This window comes from Neobacillus vireti (assembly GCF_036962465.1).
GTDB classification, from domain to species: Bacteria; Bacillota; Bacilli; order Bacillales; family Cytobacillaceae; genus Neobacillus; species Neobacillus vireti_B.
On record NZ_JBALNF010000042.1, the window covers coordinates 2,753 to 25,065 of the forward strand.

Here is a 22,313-nt window from a genome sequence, read left to right on the forward strand (position 1 = left end):
TAGTATCGCCTAGATAGGAATAATAGTGACAGGCACCGTAAAAAACGGGGGCCCCCGCTGCGTGTATGTTTATTGCAGTGAGGACCCCCGTTTTCTTTTATTATTTGTTTCCCTTTATTTCTAAGAGTTTTAGGCGCAGGTCGTTTTCCATGTTAGCAAGTGCTTGTTCGGCCAGCCGGCGTTTGTGGCGGCCTTCTTCTTGGATTCGCATCGTTTCTTCTAACGTGGAGATTAAGCTTTCCTGTGTTTTCTTTAATGTTTCAATATCCACAAGACTGCGTTCATTTTCTTTGGCGGTTTCAATGGTATTCGTTTTTAACATTTCTGCATTCTTTAATAGGAGTTCATTGGTGGTCTTTGATACCTGTTTCTGAGCTTCAACCGCATGGCGTTGACGGATTAATGTTAACGCAATGGCTACTTGGTTCTTCCATAATGGAATGGCCGTCATAATCGACGATTGGATTTTTTCCACCAGCGCCTGATTTGTATTTTGGATTAAACGAATCTGTGGTGCACTTTGAATCGTAATTTCCCGGCTTAATTTCAAATCATGGAGACGCTTGTCTAAACGATCCGCGAATTGAATCATATCATTGACCTCTTGAAACTTCATTTGGTCATTAGTTGCTTCTGCTTCTTTTTTCAACTGAGGGATAATCTTGGCTTCCATTTCTTCAAGCTTGATTTCTCCTGCTGCAATATAAATATTAAGGGCATGAAAATATTCCTTATTAGTTTCATAAAGCTGTTCGAGCAATTTAATATCTGATAGAAGCACATTTTTACTACGGTCAAGCTTCACACTAATTCGGTCAATTTGCGCTCCTGTTTTTTGGTATTTGGACAGAACTTCTTGAATGGAGGTTGAAATTTTTCCAAACATACGTGCAAACAAGGATGGCTTCCCATCCTTTAATTCATCCGGATTGACTTCATTTAACCGTTTCATCAAATCGTTAATGATTTCGCCTATTTCACCCACATCCTGTTTCTGGACATGTTCCAGCATCGTATGCGAGAACGATAACAGTTTCCCTTGCGCTTGGGTGCCGTAAGAAATCATCGCCTGATGATTGGTCGGGTCGATTTGTTCGGCAAGCTGGTAAGCCTTTTCCCGATTTTCCTCAGGGATAACATCAATTAACTTGACTGGTTTTTGTTCGCCTGTTGACAGTGTCTGCTTTTTGGCAAGATCTAACGTTTCGGAATCGCCAAACGGATTGGCAAGAATATCATCTAGTAAGCCGCTAGTTTTTGGTATTGGATTTTGTTCACTCATTTTAGCCACCTATTTTCTTCAGGAAATTTCAATTCTTTTTTCTTTTGAATGGTATGTTTTGCGACATCTATTTCGAAATTTAATGTATCGATATCATCAGAGATGACTCGATATAAATCCTCTTCTACTACTTTAGATAATTCATTTAATGTTCTTCGCGTCTCAATAAGAGATTGACTGATTTCTCCGTTCTGTTTCGGCTGCGATGAAAGGAAACTGTATTTTTCGGTGAGCTCAACGAGTGAGTCAAGGTGTGAAAAATAAAATTCCTCTGCTTGATAAAATCTTTTCGGTTCTTTCATTGTCATCTTGTGTATTTTTTTAGTGATTCGATTTATGTCAATTCGTTGTTTTACGGAGTAAATATCACGAATTTTAAAGATGCTTTTATTTAAGCGCCTGATTTTCTGTTTTGCCTCTTTTAGGTTTTTCTGAATATAACGGTATTCCTTCCTTGTCAGTTGATGCTTTTTCAAATACCCGGTGTTTTGAAATAACGACAGAATAACATGGGTAAGCGCCCCTCCAAGGATTGCAAATAAGGTCGAGGACCAGAATGTAAAATTGAGCGGAAAGAAGCAGATTAACCATGTAATGACAGTGACGGGAACGGCCACAAACGAGCGAATTAGGAATGCAACAATTGGGTTCATATTGGATCGACTCCTGACTTAATAATCCTTTATATAGATACGAAATAAGTAAATAAATGTTTCACATCCTTCAAAAACTCTTTGAATTAGAAGAATATGACATTCACTATTTCCACAATACACGAAAAAACTCCTTCCCGCCATAGACCACAAACGGAAATAAATCTACGACTTAAGACGTAGTTATGCTAGAAAAGGTTACATTTTTGGGAGATGGATTGGGTTGGGATGGGATTGTGCGGCGGACGGGATTCACCTGTAATCTTAGTGTTTGTAGTGCTAATGGTGACAGGCACCACAAACGGCAGTGAGGTTTTCCTCCCTGCCGCTATAACTGCTACTCTTTTACCCCTCATACAGTTCAAGTGGCAATCCATCCGGATCGGCAAAGAAGGTGTATTTTTTGTTGGTAATCGGATCTATTCGAATCGGTTCTACTAAAATATCATGCTTTTCTAGTTCTGCTACTTCTGTCTCGATATCCTCCACTTCAAAAGCCAAATGTCTTAACCCAACCGCCTCTGGGCGATTCGGTCTTGCAGGCGGGTTTGGAAAGGAAAACAATTCAATTTGGTAGTGCCCTCCGACTTCTAAATCCAGCTTATAGGAACCTCTTTCCTCACGATATACTTCGCTAATCGGAGTTAGACCTAAAATTCGTACATAAAAGTCTTTTGATTTTTGGTAATCTGAACAAATTACGGCGACGTGATGAATCTTCTTTAGCTTCATGTGTTTTACACTCCCTTACATTTAAGACAATAAAAAAGCCCCCCTGCCTCTACATGAACAGGCGGATTAAGTTAACTTTTAGCCAATTGCCAATCAAAGTACTGTCCTCTCAAGGTGGACAGTGTCCACGAGTGGAGCCTGACACCAAATGACACCAATACTGACAACAATTCATTACCATGATAACAAATCTTTCCTAGAGCGAAAAGCATCCTGTGGCAGTATGGCTAGCTTTCTAGTTCTTTAGCACCACAAAAATTTCATCAAATCTTAATAATAAAATTAAGACAATTTCCCAATCCCCTCACACCGAATATATTGCAGAGTAAATTTTAAAATCAACCACGAGGTGATATTTTGAAAAAAAGGGCCTTTTTTACGATACCGATTAGTATACTGCTTATTGCCGTAATTATTGCCTCCTTTTTCCTACTAAATATTCAACCAGCAGAAGGAAAAATTGCACGAGCACAAAAGCTTGCTGAATTCACGAAGCCTGCGGTCGTCCGAGTCGTCGATTATGCTGTCGTCACTTGGCAGTTTACTAACCCTAATGATCCTGAAGTGATCGCCATCCTTGAACAGCTTCACAACCAATCGATAGTGGGCGGATCTGGTTCCGGTGCCATCATAAGCTCTGATGGCTATATTGTCACAAATGCCCATGTGGTAGAAGCCACACAAAAGAAAGATGAAGACATTGCCAATGAAGCATTCGAACAGGTAGTCACCACGGTTGCAGATTATTTTAAAGTGGATTATGAAACTGCCTATAATTATATGGTGAAGTACACCCAATATACAGATATCAAAAGAGTATTAAAGGTGGTTTTACCCGGTGGAGATGTCCTCGATGGGGAAGTGAAGAGCTACGGCGCCCCTATTAATGAAGGGAAAGACGTCGCCGTTCTAAAAATTGAAGGAAAAAACTTGCCTACTGTACCACTTGGAAATTCAGATGAAATTCAAAACCAAGATAATATTTGGGTCATCGGTTACCCAGCGGCAGCTGATTCTGACATTCTATCACCGGATTCATCCTTAGTATCCTCGATGAACGCCGGTCAAATTTCCGCTACCTCGAAAAAGACAGAACAAGGAAGCCCGGTTATTCAACTTAATGCAGCCGCAACCCACGGAAATAGCGGCGGCCCTGTCATTAATGACAAAGGGGAGATCATTGGACTATTAACCTTTAGAGGAGATACGGTAAATGGTCAAGAGGTTCAAGGCTTTAATTTTGCCGTACCGGTAAACACTGTAAAGGAATTTGTGAACCAAGCCGGAGTAAGAAATACGGGGAGCGAAACAGATAAGATTTATCAGGAAGGTTTGGAATTATACTGGGGCGGTTATTATAAACATGCTTTAGAAAAATTTGAAGCAGTTCAGCGGATATATCCAAATCATTCTGAGATCAAACAATATATTGCCAATGCTGAGAAAAAGGTCGACAGCAGTAAAACGCTATGGTCTGATTACGCAACTATATTTTATATCATTGATGGTATAGCAGGATTGCTCGTCCTCATTCTTTTAGTGTTTACGTTCACTGGGGGCAAATCCAAAAGTTCTGCTGCTGGTGCAATTGCTGCATCAACACCTTCCGCAGAACCGGCACCTACACCAGCCACGCCGTCTGCACTGGAAAATACACTACAAGACCTAAATAAAGATGGCAAAATCGACGTCCAAGACATTCTCCTCGCCCTCCAAGAACACCAGAAAAATCAACAGAAAAAAGACGAAGAATAATGGTGCCTGTCACCATTTCTAACAAGGGTGTAGTGTTATTGCTACACCCTTCTATTTTGTGGTCTTGTCCTTCCTTTCTGCCTTTTTAATATATTGCGAAGATCACTTTTTCTAGAAACCTCGCATCTAACAAACTTCTCCCCCAAAAAACCACCTTAAAAAAAGATGGTTTCATTAAGTTCATATTTGATTTTCAAATTTATCTTTTATCCCTTTATATTTAATAAAGAGAAACTGTTTATCGCTAAAAATATACCTATTACAAATAGAACCATGCCGAAAATACAGAGCAATTTCTTTTTTAAAATAAATTGCTCCATCCCAATTAAAAGCCAAAAGACAGCTAAAATAATCTGACTAAGTCCTTCATAGAAATAATTTACTTCATGATTTTTTAAAGAATAAATACTTATAATTAGATAAGCCACTAGAAGGATTAGCTGTATAATCACAAAAGGCTTTATTCTACTTTTAAATATACGCTTATTGAATTTATATAAGAATAAAGCCATAAATCCACCATCTTTTTTATTATCTAATCATCCACAAAATGAAATGTATACATTTGCATTACAGCATTTGAATAGTACCCTAATATTTGTTTTGTCTAAGTTACACTAAAACTACTGAAGAACAAACCAAATAACGAGTGCAATAAGTGGTAAAGCAAAACTTAGTTTGAAACTTGTCCAGTAAATTCTTTGAAGTTTATTATATTTCTCTGTGTACTCCGCATATCCAACTTTCACCATTTCATAAACTTCTGCTTCAATCTCAGCATAGCTCTTCTCTTCACTTTCCCCAATAAACTGCTCAAGTTTTGGGATAAGCACTTTGTTTACTTTTCTAGAGTTGTATAATCGCCACCCCCCTTGAAAAAGGCCAAATCCCAAATTCCACGCAAAGAACAAATTGATAAAGGCACTCATAAAATCTGAGGTCAGTTGCATTCCAAAATCTTTAATCACATGAAAAATTGTTCCTAAAATACATGCAGTTACAACGAAAACAATTACCTCAGTTAATGGATTAATTCGGAAAAGCTTTTTGATCTCTTCCAGAATATCTTGTTTACTCTTTTTTATTTCTATGATTTGTTTTTCCATCAAATCATTCCCTGTTTATTTATACACATAATAATTCTGTACTTTTTTTAATTACCCTTCTCCAATGCCATGAAATAAAAAATTCTTAAGTCATTTCGGACATAAATTATCCTAATATCTTATTTGACAGGTTCGAAAAGATTCACACGTCAAAAAAACACCGTGGATTCCGGTACAGAGTACTCTTTTGAAGCATAATCTTCTAGCTCGGGGAATAGGGCATCTAAAGGGAGATATAATCTCAGAATTCCTAACTTTCGAGCAGCCACCACTGCCGGAAGCATCCTTCCACTGACTCGTTACTCGAGCCCACACCGGAACCATTCCCCTTCCTGCTTTAGAAGTTTGCCGTCTTCCCAGAAAAATTTATCATCGGCCGAAGCATTCATGTATTGTTGGTAATTTTGGGCTGGAGGATCGGGAAAGTAAGAAAGAATCGGTTTGGGGTCAATAAGTGGATGAACTTCGCCATAAACATAGCTTCGATAGCTGCTCCAGGAATAATCTTCGGGGGATGAAACAATCCCGGCCTCTACCGGGTTTAGATGAATATATTTACTGACGTCAATCTCATACTCCCGAGAGTTGAGAAGCTCTGCACCATAACGTTTTTCATACACATGACCAGTAAATTCATACTTTTTGTTAAAATATTTGGCGTACTTCATATTGAGGTTTTTCATAATGATGCTTAGAGGGGTTTCAAGGGTTTCCAACTGGAGGTGGGTATGGTTGGTCATCAAGCAGTAGGTATGGAGATGAAAAGGGTAACGCACTTGTGTCTCTGCGACAAGTTCCAGATATCTCTCGTAATCTTCCTCCTCAAAAAACAGCGAACTCTTTCGGTTCCCTCTGCTCGTCACATGATACTTCGCACCCGCAAACCACAAACGCACACTTCGAACCAATACAATCACTCCCTTATCCTTAATAAATATAAATCCAAGATGAAAATAGTGCTTTCGGTGACAGGCACCTTTTCGTCAATTTGCATGATGAAAATACCTTAATCGGTGACAGGCACCTTTTCTCTGGCACCTTTTCTCTCTTTTCCATTATACAAATATTTTCCATCCAAGCCCTCTATTAATTAGGATGGTAACAAAATGTTCAAAGTTGGTCGGGTATCCCTAAAGATAGCATGGTTCAAATTTAAGGGCGCTTTTGGCCGAGAAAGACGGTCAAGCTGGATTTCACGATAAATGTATAAAAGGTCCTGCGTCATAATATTTATTTATAAGGCAGCGGAAGTTACTCACACGATTTACAACAAAGGAGGAATGTCTCTGAAAATTGTCAGAATGCTTCAGCGAATAATTGGTGTACTCCTCCTTGTGTACGGAGTCTACCTTATATTCGGTACACAGGAGTTCTTTGGTACCATCTTAATTATCCTAGCCTTCCTAATTTTTCCCAGTCTAAACAAAAATGCCCAAAGTAGTCATCATGACGATTATGACCACTATCCCGAATCACCCTCCACACATGACCATTCCTACGAGAGCCACAATTCCGCTGGGGAAAGCGGAGACTAGAACCAGCCTGTCCTGTTAAGCAAACAAGTCACAAAAAGGCCCCCAATAAAAGTTAACTGGGGGCACTTCCTTTATGATTTCTCTTTTGAAAAAAAATACAAAAACCAAACAGCATGATTTTGCTCATCTAGCGCCGCTCTTCTGAACGCCCCTTGAACCATCGGGTCAGTGGCTTTATCGGCTATTTCCATATAAAAATCCACTGTTTTCTGCTCATCCTCAATCGCAAACTTTAAGCCTTTTTTATAACTATTAGGACATTCTTCTAGAATTTTCGGCTGAGGCGGCCTTCCCGTTAATCGTTGATAGATATGAACAAACTGCTGATAATGTCTGACTTCATCCTCACGAATCTCCAAGATCCGCTCCCGCTCTTTCTTACTCGAAGCCAAATTGGCCAACCTCGCATAACATTCTATCGCACTATATTCACCATTAATTGCTTGTTCAATTTCTTGAATCAAGGTATTCGTCTGTCTAAAGACGGCATCGTAATAATTGGTAAAAGGAAACATAGGGAAACCTCCTAATTGTTCATTATACATTCTATGTTTCATGAGCAATTAGGTGTTTCCCCAGACAACCCCACTGGACCCATCAAAATCAAAAAGCCGCGGCTGCAAGGGAACACCCCTAACTAAGCCCCGGCCTATTCAGATTTTTATGTCCACCAGGCGCGGACAAATGTACACTGATGGTGCCTGACACCTTTAATGACACCATTTAATGGCACCACTAAATGACACCATTTACACTTCTTGGATGTTGATTTTCTGTTGGTTTTCGTTTTCTTTGATGAGTTCTTTTAGGAATTGAATCAGTTCTTCGTTGAGTTCTTCTTGTTGCAGTGCAAATTCGATGGTTGTTTTGACGAAGCCGATTTTTTCGCCGACATCAAATCGTTTTCCTTCGAAATCATATGCAAATACGCGTTGGATCTGGTTGAGCTTATGGATGGCATCTGTTAGCTGGATTTCACCGCCAGCACCTGTCTCTTGAGAATCAAGGAACATAAAGATTTCAGGTGTTAAAATATATCTTCCCATAATCGCTAGATTAGATGGCGCCGTTCCTGGCGCTGGCTTTTCAACGAAATGTTTAACCTGATAGCGTCTTCCCTCTGGTTCCATCGGATCAACGATCCCATAACGATGTGTCTCATTCTCAGGAACATGCTGAACTCCAATAATGGAGGAGAAAGTCGCTTCATACTGATCAATGAGCTGTTTTAAACAAGGTGTATCACTTTGGACAATATCATCACCTAACAAAACCGCAAAGGGTTCATCGCCAATAAAGTTTCTGGCACACCAGACGGCATGACCTAACCCTTTCGGCTCCTTCTGACGAATATAATGAATATCCGCAAGATTGGAGGTATAGTTTACTTTGCTTAATAAATCCCATTTTTCTTTTTCCATTAAGTTTTTCTCAAGCTCAGGGGCGAAATCAAAGTGGTCCTCAATCGCACGTTTCCCTTTACCGGTAACAATAATAATATCCTCAATCCCTGAAGCAATTGCCTCTTCAACAATATATTGAATGGTCGGCTTATCCACAATCGGCAGCATTTCCTTCGGCATTGCTTTAGTCGCTGGTAAAAATCGTGTCCCCAGCCCAGCCGCCGGGATAATTGCTTTACGAACCTTTTTCACAGACGATCTCTCCTTCAATTTTCACTCATATGTAAAATTGTGACAATATTTTTATCTTTCCCCAATGAATGACAATAACTATAAACCATTATACCATGTTAAATTCAACAGCATCCATTTTATTGGTATAAACAATCCGAAGACATTTACCTCAAAACTACTCCGTCTGATTCTTCATTGTACGCCCTACCCACTCCGACCGTGTCCTCGGAATCATATTCAGCCTGTCACAGACCTTTTAACAATAGCCTTCCGCAATCCTTCGCTCAATCTCTATAATAGAATGAGTCAATTCCTCAAATGGGATCGGCCTGCTGATAAAATAGCCTTGAATTAAATCACACCCCAACCCTGCCCATTCAAAAAACTGAGCCTGCTCCTCAATTCCTTCAATAATAACCTGCAGCCCCAGATTGTGGGCCATCTGAATAATAGGGGAAATCACGCCGATATGCTTTTTATTTTTCATTAAACTTGAGACAAAATTACGGTCAAGTTTTATATAGTCTACCGGAAGCTTGAGGAAATCGGAAAATGAAAAATAGCCATTCCCAAAATCATCCAAGGCAATTGTGAACCCCATTTCTTTTAGCGCAAACAATGTTTCATTCACGTGTTTTACCGTGTAAATTTCAATATTCTCGGTAATTTCCAATGTAATCTGCGCCGCCGGGATTGAATATCTGGTAAGAATAGTGGACGTTTCTCTTAAAAAGTTATCTAGTAACAGTTGATTTACTGACAGGTTAATCGAATATTTCAACAGTTGGTCTGTGCCACTAGCAATATTTTTGCAGCATTCCTCAAAAACCCAATAAAACAAACCATTGACTATACCAGCTAGTTCCGTATGGTCAATAAATTCTCCCGGGGTAATCATCCCTAAACTCGGGTGGTTCCAACGAATTAATGCCTCGATGCCGGTTATTTTTTTATCAGCCAAACTATACTGAGGCTGGTATTGAACATAAAGCTGACCTTTCTTTAGGGCATAGGGGAGATCATTCTCAATTAACATTTGCCGATAGGCCGTTGGGTCAAAACTACCTTTGTAAAAAGAAAAGGTATTTTCTCCTCCCCTTTCGGCCTCATACATTTGTACCTTTGCAAACGACATTAAATCATCGACTTCTGCGGCTCCATATGGATACATACAGATTCCCATATTACTGCCAACCGACATCTGATGAAAGTCTACAGTATATTGTTCGGAGACAATACGAATAATCCGCTCACAGATGACCTTGCAGTCATACTCGGTGATATCGAGCAGGAAGATCGCAAAATCAGCATCATTTACTTTTATAACGGTATCAAGCTCACGAATCGAATTTTTTAGCCTAGCGACCATTTTTCGCAGCAGGACAGACTCAGCCCCATGATTTTTAGAGATTAACAATTCCGGTGGAATATGGATTCGAAGGTAGCAAACAGCCGCTGACATATGATACCTGTTGCAGAAAGCGAGGGTCATATTAAGGCGTTCTTTCAGCCTGTCCATTTTAGAGAATTGCTCTTCATTTTTTTCCACGATTTCATCCATACTGACCCACCTTTTCCAACCTGCAGCCATTTTCCTTAAGTGTAACCTAAACCACTATGACCATCAATAACCAGACATCTTCCAATATCTGAAATGCAGTCCGTTAGAAAGGATATAAAATAAAAGCAATGCACCTCTGAAGCTGCATTGCTTTTCATTAAAAATTAATATAATTGATTTTGATGCCAATTCCAAGCATCGGCAATAATTTTTTCAAGACTGCGCTCTGCTTTCCAGCCTAACTCAGTGTAAATTTTCTTTGACGAAGCTACTAATCTAGCAGGGTCTCCCGGACGACGCTCGTCCATTTCCACGTTTGCTTTGATCCCCGTTACTCGTTCACATGTCTCAATCACTTCTTTAACAGAATAACCAAGTCCATTGCCTAAATTATACGTCTCAGTGGACTTCTCCCCTGACAATAAAGCTTCTAAGGCAAGAATATGCGCCTGCGCCAAATCGGTTACATGAATATAATCACGGATGCATGTTCCATCAGCCGTATCGTAATCCGATCCAAACACAGAAATTTTTTCCCGAGTACCTAATAGCTGCTGCAGAATAATCGGAATTAAATGAGTTTCTGGGTCATGACTTTCACCAATAGCCGCTGATTGATGGGCACCCGCCGCGTTAAAATAACGAAGCACTACATAGTTTAGCCCATAGGATTTTGAAAAATCAGCCAGCATCTGCTCAACCATCAGCTTGGATTGTCCATATGGATTAATAGGAGCAGTCTTACTCTCTTCATCAATCAATTCCACATCTGGAATTCCATATGTAGCAGCTGTAGAAGAGAAAATAAAGTTTTTCACTTTAAATTTAATCATGACTTTCAGCAATGTTAAGGTAGACGCCACATTATTTTCATAGTATTTTAATGGATCAATAACAGACTCTCCGACCAAGCTATAGGCCGCAAAGTGCATAACGGCTTTAATCGGATAACTTCTAAACACCATTTGCAGGTCGTCTTCATTACCGAGGTCCCCTTTTATAAAGATGGCTCGCTTATCAACAGCCTCACGATGGCCTGTTGATAGGTTGTCCAACACGACAACATCCTCTTTTTCTACTAATTCCTTAACGAGATGGCTACCAATATAACCAGCTCCGCCAACGACGAGAATCATATTCATTTCCCCTTAGCTAGAATTAAAAACCTTCATTATTATAACATTATTCTTAAAAAACAGCTTCTAAAGGTAATTTACCAATTCATTCCACACACAAAAAAAGCCGGATTCCATATGAATCCAGCTTTTACTCAGAATGAATTGCCTGTTTTTACTTTATTACTAGAGGGCGGTGCCACCGTAATTCCTGTCGTTTCTTCAAAATTATACAAGCTCGTCGGCAAATCCGTGAACCGCTCCAATTCGTTATATGCCGGAATACCATGATACGACATATCCAAGCCCTCTTCTTCCTCACGCTCGGTGGCGCGGAAACCGACAGTCTTTTCGCAAACCTTTGCTATCAACGTCCCGCCCAGCAGTCCCCATGCCATTACAACAACCGCGCCCAACAACTGAACAAGAAGGAGTGACACATGACCAGTGGTTAATAAACCGTCCGTCTGATCAAACAACCCAACCGCAAGCGTTCCAAAAACCCCGCCGAACCCATGAACAGCCACAGCACCGACTGGATCATCCACCTTTAAATAGTCGACCAAAAGTGTGGCATAAATCACTAATAGCCCGCTTACCGCGCCAATGATGACAGCGGACCACTCGGAAACAGTCGCACAGCCGGCAGTAATGGCTACTAATCCGGACAACACTCCGTTAATGGTCATACTCGGGTCAGCGGTACCGAACTTTTTCATCGTTAAAAATAAGGCAGCCGCACCGCCGCTCGCTCCAGCAAGCATCGTATTAATCGCGATCGTTGCCAGTGCCGGATTAGATGCATCCAATGTACTTCCGGCATTAAAGGCAAACCAGCCAAACCAAAGGATGAAGGCCCCTGCTGATGCTAATGGAATGTTACTTGGGGCAAATACATTCACACTGCCATCGGAATTAAACCTGCCCTTCCTTGGCCCGAGCCATTTCGCCATCGCCAAAGCAGAAAAGCCGCCTAGCGCATGAATGGCTGCCGAGCCGGAGAAATCTTTAAAGCCAAGATTCGCTAACCAGCCATCACGATTCCAAATCCAGTGGCCGGACAGCGGATAGACTACCATACAAATGATTGCGGCTGTCACTACATAAGCTTTAAAATTCATTCGTTCTGCAACTGCGCCTGAAATAATCGAAAGACTCGCGACCGCAAAGCCTATTTGAAAAAGAACAAAGGCAACACTTGGCAAATGGACTGCGAGCGTCATTTTTTCCGGGCTGCCAAACAAGTTTGTTCCAATCATTCCAAAGGCATCCTTACCGAACATTACCGCAAAACCAACCATCCAAAACGCTAAAGCTCCAATCGTTAAATCCACAAAGATTTTCATTGTCACATTAACGGCATTTTTCGTCCGTACAAAACCGGCTTCAAGTAAGCTGAAACCACCCTCCATAAACAATACCATTGCCGCCGCAAGAACCACCCAAACTGTATTGATATACGTGAGTACCATTAAAGTCCCTCCCCTCGGTTTACTAAATCGTCAATATCATCGTCAAATGTTCCCGTCCGAATGTTATAGGCTTCAAGAATAGGATAGACATAGATTTTCCCATCGCCTTCCTCACCGGTCTGTGCCGCTTTTACAACCGTCTGAATTGTTGATTCCACTAAATAATCGGAAAGAATAATTTCTAATTTCACTTTAGGATGCAGCGTGACCTGGTAATTTTTCCCGCGATACACACCTTTTGTATCCTTTTGTTTGCCGCGTCCCACGACCTGCGAAACGGTAAAACCTGTGATTCCGATACTTTTTAGCCCCTTAATCGTCTCCGTCAGCCTTTCAGGTCTGATGATTGCCTCTATTTTCTTCATGGAAACACCTCCATGTTATATTTCCTAACATCAATATGATAAAATATATAACATTCTGCCCCCATGCGTCAATTAATATTTTTAACCAATTTTTATATTCTGAATTTTCGCTAAAACAGTCACTCTTAAAAATTAATAAAGACTTAAGTTAGGAAACGTAACATAATGGTACGAAATGTGAACTTGTTACCTCAGGAGGAAGGAACCATGAAATGGTCTATCCGCAAAAAGAGTATCTTTATTGGTTTATAAGCAGCCTATTATTCTTGTTGCTATACTTTACAAAAAATCACCGGCCTTTAGCCGATCTTGGCATTATCAAGGCGCTTGGCTGCCGTCTTTGATTTTTCATTCCTGTTTGTGTCGTCAATCAAGGCCCTTGGCTACCGTCTTTGGTCTTTCAATCCTGTCTGGTTCGTCTATCAAGGCGCTTGGCTGCCGTCTTTGGTCTTACATTCCTGTCTGGGTCGTCTATCAAGGCGCTTGGCTACCGTCTTTGGTTTTTCATTCCTGTTTAGGTCGTCAATCAAGGCCCTTGGCTACCGTCTTTGGTTTTTCATTCTTGTTTGGGTCGTCTATCAAGGACAGATAATGCTTTAGCTCGTTTAGACGAGCTAAGCGGACCGGTAGTACTCATACCTCCATTAATGCAGAATAATTTTTTTGAACAAATGTCCTTTATTCCCATGATGAAGGGCTTTTCTTTTGCCAATTTTGAATTTTTTATGTCCCTAACCTTGCGTAGCTTGAGGAAAAATAGGAAAAAATATAGATTACCTATTGATTGTCGTCTAAAAAACGAATATTATAGTAAAGTTGTTAAAAATCGTTCGTATTTTGGAGGATCCCTTATGTTTAGACTGAAAGAAAATCATACGAATACAAAAACAGAATTAATAGCTGGAATAACGACCTTTTTCACGATGGTCTACATCGTAGTCGTCAATCCTGTCATCCTTGCAGATGCTGGCGTCCCTTTTGAACAAGTCTTTTCGGCCACCATCATCGCTGCTTTAGTCGGAACCCTTTGGATGGGATTGTTTGCCAATTATCCAATTGCTATCGCCCCGGGAATGGGATTGAACGCCTACTTTGCTTATTCTGTCGTTGGCGGCCATCAGGGAATTAGTTACCAGACAGCCTTCGCTGCCGTTTTCGTAGCTGGAATTATTTTTGTCATCTTGTCGTTAACACCGTTTCGGGAAAAATTGATTGAGGCCATTCCAGATAATTTAAAACACGGAATTACCGCGGGGATTGGTTTATTTATCGCCTTTATCGGCCTGCGTGAAACCAAGATCATTACAGCTCATCCATCTAATTTGGTGGGTTTGGGTGACCTTCATTCCCCTTCAGCTGTTTTAGCAATTATCGGGCTGGCGGTTACGTTGATCTTAATGGTCCTTAGAGTCAATGGGGCATTATTTTTCGGGATGATTGTCACTGGAGTAATTGCTTTCTTTACTGGTCAGCTTTCCTTCGAAAAAGGATTGATGTCCCTTCCATCCCTTCCAAAAGGATTGATGATTGGAAATCCGTTTACTGCATTTGGCGATGTCATTCACCACAGTCTTTATGCTGTTGTCTTTTCGTTTATCCTAGTGACGATTTTCGATACCACCGGTACGATGATCGGGGTAGCGAATCAAGCAGGGTTAATGAAGGGGGATAAGCTTCCGCGTGCCAGACAGGCCTTGCTCTCTGATTCGATTGCGACCATGGTTGGGTCGATTTTTGGAACAAGCCCGACCACTGCTTTTATTGAATCGACTTCTGGTGTAGCGGCAGGCGGCCGTACGGGTTTAACCTCTGTAACGGTTGCTGCCTTGTTTGTCCTTTCCGCTTTCTTTGGCCCGCTTGTGAGCGCCGTGTCAGGGATTGCTGCCATTACGGCACCCGCGCTGATCATTGTCGGGAGTTTAATGATGGGCAGTATCGCGAAAATTAATTGGAGTGAATTAGATGAAGCCTTTCCTGCCTTCATCACCGTTTTAGCCATGCCGCTGACCTCCAGTATCTCGACCGGGATAGCTCTAGGCTTTATTAGTTTTCCAATTTTAAAATTGGTGAAAGGGAAATGGCGCGAAATTCATCCCTTACTTTATGTATTTGCCGTCTTGTTCTTTATTCAGTTGGCATTTTTGCAGCATTAAATCCAAACGTAAGCGCCTTGACCAAGGCTAGACGTAAAAAAAGAGTCCGGATTTCATCTTAAGAAATCCGGACTCTTTTTATGCTGTAATTTCACTTGGCTTTTTTGCTTCTTGTCGTTCCTCTTTTATGATCATTCCACCGATTAACCCAAGAAGTGAGAAAGTAACGGGAATCAGAAATCCATAATGATACCCGACACTTGCGGACGATGCATGAAAATGATCTAATACTTTACCAAAAATACTCGGCAGGAGTACCGCACTTAAAAAGCCCCCTGTATTGGCAAAGCCCGAAACGACACCGACTTCCTTAATATCAAACGACTTTCGAACGACCGCAAATGTTAACGAGCTGGAGCCATTTCCATAACCAATCAGTAAAAAGAGAATGACGAGCATATAGTAAGGCGGCTTTCCGCTGTAAAATAACAACAGCCAGCTGACAAACGCCATCACATGGACCACGATAAACGGAAGCTTAATCGAATCAATTCGGCTTGAGATCCAGCTTGTCAGCGGTGCCCCCACTAAAGCGCCAATTAAACCAATCATAATGAGCTGACTTGACTCTGAACGGGTCATATCATATACATGCATCCCATAAGGAACCGCCCATGAACCAATAAATCCAACGTAGGTGCCCACTAATCCAAAATGACAGAAGAAGGCAGCCCATGCCTGACGGCTTGAAAAAATCCGCTTCAGCACGACGATGGTTTTTTCGCGCGGTTTCTTTTGTTTCACTTTTACAGCATCATTTTTAAATAATTGCTTAGATTTTTTCTCAAGGACAACATATAATAGCACAGCGCTTAAAACTAAAACAATTCCGGTTATAAAAAATGGCATGCGCCAGCCTGACAACGAGATCCATGCGGAAAAAGGAACGGTTGCGAGCAGAAACCCAAAGCTTCCGGCCATTCCGGCAATGCCGAGTAAGCCGACGAATTCTCTTACTTTAAACCATTGGCTTAAAATTAAGACAAGGTTTACCCAAATGGTCGCATCCCCTAATCCCGCCAATAATCTCCCCAATAGGAGAAAAAACGCATTCGGCGCGATACTGTAAATTAAGGTACCGATCCCATTCAATAAGGCACCAATAATAAGGAAGAAATTGGGCCCGTACCGGTCAGACAAAATGCCAATTGGAATTTGAAAGCCTGCATAGGCTAGAAATTGTATGCTTGTCAGCAATCCAATCGTGGCTGCCGTCAAATTGAAATCCTTCATTAACTGGTCTGAAATTAATCCCGGTGCTGTCCGCTGACTGACGATTAAAAAATAGGTAAATAAGACCGAGGCAAAAACGACCCATCTATATTTGCTAGTTTGTTTTTCCACTATTCACGACTCCTGTTGCGATAATCTATTTCCTATTATACTCCAATTTTGACGTAAGATTTTACTGATTTCCCATGATGACGTTTACATTAGAAAAATGATAAATTTGCCTTAGAAAATTTCGATTTTTATAAAAAACTATTCCTTACCTCATAACCCCTTTCTTTCAGAAAAATACAAAATATTTTTCAACTTCACGTGACAGACTTCGCAAATAGGATTAAAATCATGAATAAGCGAGAAAAGCGGAAGCGCCTTGGTCAGGGGGTGGCTTATGACTTTCAGTCCCAAGGAGCCGCAACTGGATAAGCTTATGACCTCGAGGGGCTAGGCGCTGGAGCTAGACAGTGCAAACCCCTTTATCAGGTGTTCAAGCAAGCCTACAATTAATGTTTAAAGAAATAGGAGGACATCCACATGCATCTTAGCAGTGAGGAAATTGAAATCTTAAAAATCATTGAAGAAAATCACAAATTACCCATAGAATCCATCGCCTTAATGGCCATGTGCAGTGAAGAAACGGTGAAAGCGACGATAGAAAAATTAGAACAATCGCAAATCATCATCAGCTACCCAACCTTAATCGACTGGAGCAAAGTGGAAGGGCAAGAAAACGTCATCGCGATGATTGATGTAAAAGTAACGCCAAAACGCGGCGTAGGCTTTGATGAGGTAGCACAGCGAATCGGCCGTTTCCCTGAGGTATCATCCCTATACCTCATGTCCGGTGCCTACGACCTTTCAATCACTGTTGAAGGTAAATCCATGCACCAAATTGCCAATTTCGTTTCCGAAAAACTATCAACCATCGAAAACGTCATCTCGACGACCACCCATTTCATGTTAAAAAAATACAAACATGATGGCGTTATTTTTAAAAGTGAAAATGATGATAAAGACCGCAGGATGGTGGTTACACCATGAGGCACGAACCTGCCCACTATCTTTCCCAAACAGCCAAAGAACTGCAGCCCTCAGGGATACGAAAGTTTTTCGACCTTGCTGCCAGCATGGAAGGGGTCATTTCATTAGGGGTCGGTGAACCAGACTTCACCACCCCATGGAGCATTCGGGAAGCGACCATTCTTTCACTCGAGCAAGGCTACACGTCTTACACAGCGAACGCAGGTCTCTTCGAGTTACGAGAAGAAATAACCAACTACTTAATTACAAGATTCGGGGTACAGTATAATCCGAAAGACCAAGTAATTGTTACGATCGGAGCAAGCCAGGGCATCGACCTCGCCTTCCGTGCTATTTTAAACCAGGGCGATGAAGTTTTAATTGTTGAGCCTGCCTTCGTCTCCTACGGTCCATTAGTGGCGATTGCTGGAGGGAAACCCGTTCCGGTTTCCACTTCACCAGTAAACGGCTTTAAAGTTACACCGGAACAAATCGAAGCGGCGATTACACCAAGAACAAAAGCGATCTTACTGTGCTCGCCAAACAATCCTACTGGCAGTATGCTAACAAAAAGTGAACTAATTGAAATCGCCAATATTATCAAGAAGCACGACTTACTCGTGGTATCGGATGAAATTTATGCCGAGCTTTCCTATGATGAAGAATTTTGTAGTGTTGCCGCAATCGATGGCATGTATGAACGGACGATTTTAATAAATGGTTTTTCCAAAGGGTTTGCGATGACAGGCTGGAGATTAGGTTTCCTCGCTGGACCAGTCGAATTTGTGGAAGTTATGTTAAAACTTCATCAATATACCACAATGTGTGCACCGCATATGCTGCAGCATGGCGCAATTGAAGCCCTTCGAAATACGTATGATGAAGTGATCTCGATGAGGAACAGTTATCGCCGCAGACGAAATTATATGGTGCAGACCCTGAACAAAATGGGTCTCGATTGCCACACTCCTGGCGGCGCATTTTACGTATTCCCATCCATTCGCGCAACAGGCCTAAGTTCAGCACAATTTGCCGAGGAACTGTTAATGCAGGAAAAAGTAGCCGTTGTTCCAGGTGATGTTTTTGGGGAAAGCGGTGAAGGCTATATTCGCTGCAGTTACGCCGCTTCCATGGAACAACTTCAGGAAGCACTCAAACGAATTCAGCGATTTATTGAGTCAAAGGGCGTATATGCTGCTGATATACATGCGAACAAGGTAGAAGTAGAATAAGGAAAAGCTGGGTCCGTTTTCCGGACCATTCAAGACATAAAAAGATGGCGTGTAAATCCACATGCCATCTTTTTTTATTTATTATGAGGAACTTTCAATACCGTTTTTTCTTTTCTTAAAGGTTCAACCATAAAGAATTGATACAAGTAATTAATAATGGCAACCACAACACTAAGAAAGAAAAGCTGTTTGCGGCTCATTCTTACCATTTTGTAAACTCCTATTTTTTCTGCAATCGTTGTTAATGGATATGCAAATAAGTAGTCAGCAAAAAGATTAGTCAACAAATATAGCCAGAATCTTTTGTACGTTAATTTGAATATCCATAAGTTTAGGATTGTAAATGGACCAAATACGAATGATACATCTGTTGCCAGCTTTGGAAAAATAGGATTTTTTACTTTCCACCATTTCAATTCCCGGGATAGCTCGCTTATTAACGCTATCATCAAGTCACTAAAAACAATAGTAGGCAGGTACCGAATGAATGAAGATTTTCCAAACTTAAATAAGGATATCCAAGGTAGAATTAGCAATATATACATTTTCCATTTTTGTTTCATTACAAACCCCCAACTGTTGGAATAATCGCTCCTATTTAAGAGAATGTTTATATTTTCAATTCATTCGTATTTTTACCTCTTATACGGTGTAATATCCATTTGGTTTACTGAATAAGCTTGGAAACATAAAAAAAGCAAACTCGCCCAAATATTTTGGACGAGCTTGCCTTTTTCTATAATTCTAACATCATAAAAACGCTATTAGGGTCTTCAGTATAATCTGCAAACGGCTCACAGTATTGGAAGCCAAACATAGCATACAATCTTCTGGCAGGCAGAAAAGCATCCATCGATCCTGTTTCCAAACTCAAACGCCGATAACCGCGCCGCTTCGCTTCCTCGATAATGTGCTGAAGCATTGCTCTAGCAACACCTTTTCGTAAATGCTTTGAAGATGTCCTCATCGATTTTACCTCGCCATGCTTATGATCCAATTCTTTCAGGGCCCCGCATCCAAGCAGCGCCTGATCTTCCCAAGCACTCCAAAATGTGATTTCCGGTTGACGCAGCTTTTCTAACCCCAGCGCATGAATACTCTCAGGCGGTGAATTCAATGTCATTCCATGTAGATGTTCCCTAATCAATTCCGCCACTTCGGGTCCGGTTAAATCATCAATTTTTATTAACATAAAAATCTCCCCGCTTGCTAACTCCGTCCCTAGTTAGTGTTAGTCCTCATACCCGTTCGGATTATTTTTCTGCCATCTCCAGGAATCTTCACACATTTCCGCAATTCCCTTAGAAGCTGTCCAGCCAAGCTCATTTTTTGCTTTAGAGGCGTCAGCGTAACAAACAGCTACATCCCCTGGTCTGCGGTCCACAATTTTATATGGAATGGTTACATCGGCTGCCTTTTCAAATGCAGCGACTATTTCAAGTACACTATAACCGGTACCCGTTCCAAGATTATAAGCTTCAACACCTGTTGCAGGCAGAATTTTTTCAAGTGCCTTTAAATGGCCGATTGCTAAATCGACGACATGAATATAATCGCGGACCCCTGTCCCATCGACGGTTGGGTAATCACTGCCAAACACTTGCAATTGCTTTAACTTCCCGACTGCTATCTGAGTAATGAACGGCATTAAGTTGTTAGGAATTCCGTTCGGGTCTTCACCGATTCTACCGCTAACGTGGGCCCCAATCGGGTTGAAATAGCGCAATAACGCAATACTCCATTCAGGGTCAGACACATATAAGTCTCGTAAAATCTCTTCAATCATCAGCTTAGTTCGGCCATATGGGTTGGTTGCCCCTAGCGGAAAATCCTCCGAAATTGGCACCCGCTCCGGCATTCCGTATACGGTTGCTGAGGAACTAAACACAAGATTTTTGACCCCATATTGATTCATGACCTCGCAGAGAATCAGTGTTCCGGTGATATTATTATGGTAATAATGAAGTGGGATCGATACCGATTCACCCACCGCCTTTAAACCTGCAAAGTGAATGACCGCTTCAATTTGATTTTCCGCAAAGACTTTCTCAAGGCCAACCCGGTCAAGCAAATCAACCTCATAAAAAGCAAAATCCTTACCTGAAAGCTCTTTTACTCTTTCTAAGGATTCCGGTTTACTGTTTGAATAGTTGTCAACGATAATAATTTCATGTCCGGCATTTAACAGTTCTATACACGTATGGCTGCCGATATATCCAGCTCCGCCAGTTACTAACACTGCCATATAATCTCTCCCTCGTTCGGCTTTCTAAAAACCTTCTAAATCACTATCTTCTTACAAACTACATCTATATTACCAAAAATTTTGTCAAATAAATACAAAAAAATGGGGGCAGCTATGCCCCATTAACTTAAATTTTTAAAGCTATTTTTCCCTCTCCGGAAATTCAGCAAACAATGCAGCCTAATGGTTTTAGTGAATGATATTCTTTATATCACTTGAAAGCTGATGAATATTGATGTCCTTATCACGAACATTCAGCAAAATCGCCATGATCGTTTGATCCTTAAAAAATATATGCAGCGTTTCCCACCCGCCAACTACGCCCCTGCTAAAAACCTGATTGTCGTAAATGTAGACACCCTCTCCATACTTTGATGGAGATCCAGGCGTCAGCATTTCCTGTAAACTCCGTTTAGATAGGAGCTTCCCGCTTAGTAATGCTTCATCAAACAAGCATAGATCCAAAGCCGTGGAATAAATATCCCCACAACCAAATAGCTTGGACAAATTCAGTGTATTGACTGGAAGCGCATAATTTCCCGTCTGTATATATCCTTTCGAAGTATAGGGCACCGGCCTGCTTTGCGTCATAAATCCGGAATGCTTCATCGAGGCTTTGTCAAAGATATTCTTTTGTATATAGTTATGTAATGATTCTCCTGATGCCTTTTCAACGACTAGTCCTAACACGAAATAATTGATATCATTGTAGTCCCACTTCTTACCTGCAGGAAATTTAACGCTGATCCCTTTCAGCATATCTTTTGATTTTCCATGGAAGAATAGATTCTCTTCTATTCCCGACGTATGGTTTAATAAATGAATTAGTTTAATACGGCTGCCATTTGGAAAGTTAGGTATAAACGTTGAGATGGCATCCTCCGTGCTCAGCTTTCCCTTTTCCTGAAGCTGCAAAATACAGGCTGCTACAATCACCTTACTGATGGATCCAATCGGAAAAGTCGTCGAAGGCAGGTTTACTCTCCCAGCAGCTCGATTGGCTAAACCAATACCCTCGTTAAAAATCAGCTTTTTTTTCTTCACTACAGCAATGCTCCCATTGACATGTTTGGAAAGTAGATAAGCATGAATCTTTTCTTGAACTTTCTGGGTCTCGGCACTAGTATGCCTTACACCCATTTTTGAGCTAATGGAACAGCTTTGAGCAATTAAAAAAAGGGTTATGACAAGATATTTAAATTTCATATGATCACATCTTCCTT

The 22,313-nt window shown here is 41.0% G+C and carries 22 protein-coding genes; 5 read left to right on the plus strand and 17 right to left on the minus strand.

All coding sequences use genetic code 11. The features are described from left to right. Positions 1-100: 100 nt before the first annotated feature. From V7077_RS17830 to gloA2, 3 genes are all read right to left on the minus strand, one after another. Positions 101-1,282 (minus strand): toxic anion resistance protein, encoded by a 1,182-nt coding sequence (locus V7077_RS17830; protein WP_335504363.1) that lies wholly within the window; start codon positions 1,280-1,282, stop codon positions 101-103. Next, on the minus strand, positions 1,279-1,935 hold the full coding sequence (locus V7077_RS17835) for a 5-bromo-4-chloroindolyl phosphate hydrolysis family protein (protein WP_335504365.1): 657 nt from the start codon (positions 1,933-1,935) through the stop codon (positions 1,279-1,281). The genes V7077_RS17830 and V7077_RS17835 overlap by 4 nt, the downstream gene beginning before the upstream one ends. 345 nt (positions 1,936-2,280) lie before the next feature. Next, a complete protein-coding gene (gene gloA2 / locus V7077_RS17840) occupies positions 2,281-2,667 on the minus strand; it encodes an SMU1112c/YaeR family gloxylase I-like metalloprotein (RefSeq protein ID WP_335504367.1) in 387 nt (128 codons plus the stop codon). Between the two features lie 357 nt (positions 2,668-3,024). Here gloA2 and V7077_RS17845 point away from each other — a divergent pair, with 357 nt between their 5' ends. Beyond that, complete coding sequence (locus tag V7077_RS17845) at positions 3,025-4,422, plus strand: S1C family serine protease (protein WP_335504369.1); 1,398 nt, start codon at positions 3,025-3,027, stop codon at positions 4,420-4,422. A 206-nt stretch (positions 4,423-4,628) separates the two neighbouring features. Here the strand turns inward: V7077_RS17845 and V7077_RS17850 are convergent, their stop codons facing one another. The 3 genes from V7077_RS17850 to V7077_RS17860 form a co-directional block, all read right to left on the minus strand. Next, the gene (locus tag V7077_RS17850) at positions 4,629-4,934 is read right to left on the minus strand and encodes a hypothetical protein (protein WP_335504371.1); all 306 of its coding nucleotides are present in this window, start codon (positions 4,932-4,934) and stop codon (positions 4,629-4,631) included. 111 nt (positions 4,935-5,045) lie between these two features. Further along, positions 5,046-5,528, minus strand: coding sequence for a hypothetical protein (locus V7077_RS17855; RefSeq protein WP_335504373.1), 483 nt, complete (start codon positions 5,526-5,528; stop codon positions 5,046-5,048). 299 nt (positions 5,529-5,827) lie between these two features. Beyond that, the gene (locus tag V7077_RS17860) at positions 5,828-6,436 is read right to left on the minus strand and encodes a transposase (protein WP_335504375.1); all 609 of its coding nucleotides are present in this window, start codon (positions 6,434-6,436) and stop codon (positions 5,828-5,830) included. A gap of 372 nt (positions 6,437-6,808) precedes the next feature. On the opposite strand from V7077_RS17860, the gene V7077_RS17865 reads away from it, so the two are divergent. Next, positions 6,809-7,063, plus strand: coding sequence for a hypothetical protein (locus tag V7077_RS17865; protein ID WP_335504377.1), 255 nt, complete (start codon positions 6,809-6,811; stop codon positions 7,061-7,063). Between the two features lie 71 nt (positions 7,064-7,134). Here V7077_RS17865 and V7077_RS17870 read toward each other — a convergent pair whose 3' ends face one another. The 6 genes from V7077_RS17870 to V7077_RS17895 form a co-directional block, all read right to left on the minus strand. Further along, positions 7,135-7,578: a ferritin-like domain-containing protein gene (locus V7077_RS17870; protein WP_335504379.1), complete on the minus strand. Its 444-nt coding sequence runs from the start codon at positions 7,576-7,578 to the stop codon at positions 7,135-7,137. Positions 7,579-7,812: 234 nt separating this feature from the next. Beyond that, positions 7,813-8,718, minus strand: a complete 906-nt coding sequence (galU, locus tag V7077_RS17875) for a UTP--glucose-1-phosphate uridylyltransferase GalU (RefSeq protein ID WP_335504382.1) — start codon at positions 8,716-8,718, stop codon at positions 7,813-7,815. Positions 8,719-8,956: 238 nt separating this feature from the next. Continuing rightward, a complete protein-coding gene (locus tag V7077_RS17880; protein WP_335504384.1) occupies positions 8,957-10,261 on the minus strand; it encodes a putative bifunctional diguanylate cyclase/phosphodiesterase in 1,305 nt (434 codons plus the stop codon). A gap of 164 nt (positions 10,262-10,425) precedes the next feature. Then, a complete protein-coding gene (gene galE, locus V7077_RS17885) occupies positions 10,426-11,397 on the minus strand; it encodes a UDP-glucose 4-epimerase GalE (RefSeq protein WP_335504386.1) in 972 nt (323 codons plus the stop codon). A gap of 134 nt (positions 11,398-11,531) precedes the next feature. Then, on the minus strand, positions 11,532-12,848 hold the full coding sequence (locus tag V7077_RS17890; protein WP_335504388.1) for an ammonium transporter: 1,317 nt from the start codon (positions 12,846-12,848) through the stop codon (positions 11,532-11,534). Beyond that, positions 12,848-13,213, minus strand: coding sequence for a P-II family nitrogen regulator (locus tag V7077_RS17895; protein ID WP_335504390.1), 366 nt, complete (start codon positions 13,211-13,213; stop codon positions 12,848-12,850). The genes V7077_RS17890 and V7077_RS17895 overlap by 1 nt, the downstream gene beginning before the upstream one ends. A gap of 851 nt (positions 13,214-14,064) precedes the next feature. Here V7077_RS17895 and V7077_RS17900 point away from each other — a divergent pair. Next, positions 14,065-15,366 carry an NCS2 family permease gene (locus V7077_RS17900; RefSeq protein ID WP_335504392.1) on the plus strand — a complete coding sequence of 434 codons (1,302 nt, stop codon included), beginning with the start codon at positions 14,065-14,067 and terminating at the stop codon, positions 15,364-15,366. A gap of 78 nt (positions 15,367-15,444) precedes the next feature. On the opposite strand, the gene V7077_RS17905 is transcribed toward V7077_RS17900, so the two are convergent. Beyond that, positions 15,445-16,710 carry an MFS transporter gene (locus V7077_RS17905; RefSeq protein WP_335504393.1) on the minus strand — a complete coding sequence of 422 codons (1,266 nt, stop codon included), beginning with the start codon at positions 16,708-16,710 and terminating at the stop codon, positions 15,445-15,447. Positions 16,711-17,127: 417 nt separating this feature from the next. Between V7077_RS17905 and V7077_RS17910 the strand changes: the two genes are divergently transcribed. Then, complete coding sequence (locus V7077_RS17910) at positions 17,128-17,634, plus strand: Lrp/AsnC family transcriptional regulator (protein WP_335504395.1); 507 nt, start codon at positions 17,128-17,130, stop codon at positions 17,632-17,634. After that, a complete protein-coding gene (locus V7077_RS17915; RefSeq protein WP_335504396.1) occupies positions 17,631-18,845 on the plus strand; it encodes an aminotransferase in 1,215 nt (404 codons plus the stop codon). Before V7077_RS17910 ends, V7077_RS17915 begins: the two co-directional genes overlap by 4 nt. 74 nt (positions 18,846-18,919) lie before the next feature. Here V7077_RS17915 and V7077_RS17920 read toward each other — a convergent pair whose 3' ends face one another. The 4 genes from V7077_RS17920 to V7077_RS17935 all read right to left on the minus strand — a co-directional run bounded on the left by V7077_RS17920 (position 18,920) and on the right by V7077_RS17935 (position 22,296). Further along, a complete protein-coding gene (locus V7077_RS17920) occupies positions 18,920-19,408 on the minus strand; it encodes a hypothetical protein (RefSeq protein WP_335504398.1) in 489 nt (162 codons plus the stop codon). 173 nt (positions 19,409-19,581) lie between these two features. After that, on the minus strand, positions 19,582-20,037 hold the full coding sequence (locus tag V7077_RS17925) for a GNAT family N-acetyltransferase (protein ID WP_335504399.1): 456 nt from the start codon (positions 20,035-20,037) through the stop codon (positions 19,582-19,584). A gap of 39 nt (positions 20,038-20,076) precedes the next feature. Continuing rightward, the gene (gene galE, locus V7077_RS17930; RefSeq protein ID WP_335504401.1) at positions 20,077-21,090 is read right to left on the minus strand and encodes a UDP-glucose 4-epimerase GalE; all 1,014 of its coding nucleotides are present in this window, start codon (positions 21,088-21,090) and stop codon (positions 20,077-20,079) included. A gap of 189 nt (positions 21,091-21,279) precedes the next feature. Continuing rightward, entirely contained in the window at positions 21,280-22,296 is a 1,017-nt protein-coding gene (locus V7077_RS17935) for a serine hydrolase domain-containing protein (protein WP_335504403.1), read from the minus strand. Positions 22,297-22,313: the final 17 nt, after the last annotated feature.